Consider the following 1,650-nt stretch of genomic DNA (forward strand, 5'->3'; position numbering starts at 1 on the left):
AAGTGTCATAACGCAGGCAAAGGATATAATGACTAAAGCATCAAAGCGTAAGACTTCTTTAAGTCTCTTTTTATTGCATGCTCCGATACAATATCCAATAAGTGGCTGTGCACCAAAGGCAAAGCCAACAAGAACCATCATAATAATCATATTGACTTTTAATGCGATTCCCATGCTGGCAATCGCATTTGATCCATAGGGACGTAAATATTGATTAGTAAGAGTGACTGCAAAAGACTGCATAATATTTGTAAGAGAAGCTGGGATACCAATAAAGATGAGACCTTTTATATGACGTGTATTGCAATGGGCATCCTTTAAAGAAACACTGAGTTCTGGACATTTACGTTTAATCACATAAACTAAATATGCATCTGTGACAAAGTTAGAGAATACAGTCGCAATTGCGACACCTGTGGCTTCCATATGAAATACAAATAAGAAAATAGGATCAAGAATGATATTGATGACACAACCAAGAATTGTACCTATCATAGCATCCTGAGCATGTCCTGCACATCTGATTAGATTTGTAGGAATCATCGATAGAATTATGAAGACTCCCCCAATAGAAATCACATGATAATACTGTAAAACATAAGGTCTTGTAGATGCTTCTGTTCCAAGTAATGAAAGAATAGAATTCTTAAATAGAATCATGATTAAAGAGGTAAGGAGAGAGACCCCGATAGCATAATAAAAGCATACAGCACTGACTCTTTTTGCTTCTTTAATTTCTTTATTCCCAAATAGACGAGAGATTACTGAACTGCCTCCTAGTCCAAATATATCTCCTAAAGCAATCATTAATGTAAATAGAGGTGCACATAATGAGACACCTGCAACAAGATTTGTATTTTGTGTTTGTGATACAAAGAATGTATCGACTAAGTTATAGACTAAAGTGACCATCATAGAAAGAACTACTGGTAAAGCAATCTTAAAGTAAGCTTTCTTGACAGGCATTGTTTCAAATAATTCATTCATTGTATTAACCTCCTGCCCTATCTTATCAGTTTTGTTTGAGATTTATTGTGTCATATGTCACAATAGAGATGTGAAAGAGATAAAAGATAAACTGTTAATAGAGAAATATAGTGACTCTATATCTTCTTATGTTCATTTAGATAATGTAAGTCTTCAGATGTTTGAGTTTGAGAAAGGAGAGTTAATGATTCAGCCTTCTTTTCATTTTCATTCTATTTATTTTTTAGTGAAAGGAAGCGTAAATGTTTATTCAATTCAGGCAGATGGTAGACAGTTTGTGACAGGTGTAAAGAAAGAAATTCCTATTCTTGGAGATATTGAGTTTGTCACAAAAAAGAAGCCTCACTTATTTGTAGAGGCTTTAGAGAATGTAGTGGTATTAAGTATTGATACACTAAGATATGAGAAAGAGTTGAATGAAGATGTGTTGTTTCTTCATTCAGTCATTCATTCCTGCGTAGATATTATTCAATCTGTGCAGCATGATCAAAACTTTATGAGACTGGAAGAGAAAGTAGTCGCATATATGAAGTATCAGTGTGATGATCATATATTAAGAAGAATAGAAAAAACATCAGAAATACTTCACTGTAGTAGAAGACAATTACAGAGAGTGCTTCATGAATTAGTGGAGAAAGATATACTTATTAAATTAAGTAAAGG

General features: G+C 33.5%; 2 protein-coding genes. One reads left to right on the forward strand and one right to left on the reverse strand.

Translation table 11 applies throughout. The features are described from left to right. Window positions 1–987 (reverse strand): MATE family efflux transporter (locus tag B2S90_RS07935; protein ID WP_286696846.1); only part of this gene is annotated, 987 nt, incomplete at its 3' end. A 184-nt stretch (window positions 988–1,171) separates the two neighbouring features. Between B2S90_RS07935 and B2S90_RS07940 the strand changes: the two genes are divergently transcribed. Next, window positions 1,172–1,650, forward strand: a 479-nt coding sequence (locus B2S90_RS07940; RefSeq protein WP_286696847.1) for a Crp/Fnr family transcriptional regulator, incomplete at its 3' end; no start/stop codon positions are given.

The organism is Catenibacterium sp. UBA627 (assembly GCF_002299355.1).
GTDB lineage: Bacteria > Bacillota_I > Bacilli_A > Erysipelotrichales > Coprobacillaceae > Catenibacterium > Catenibacterium mitsuoka.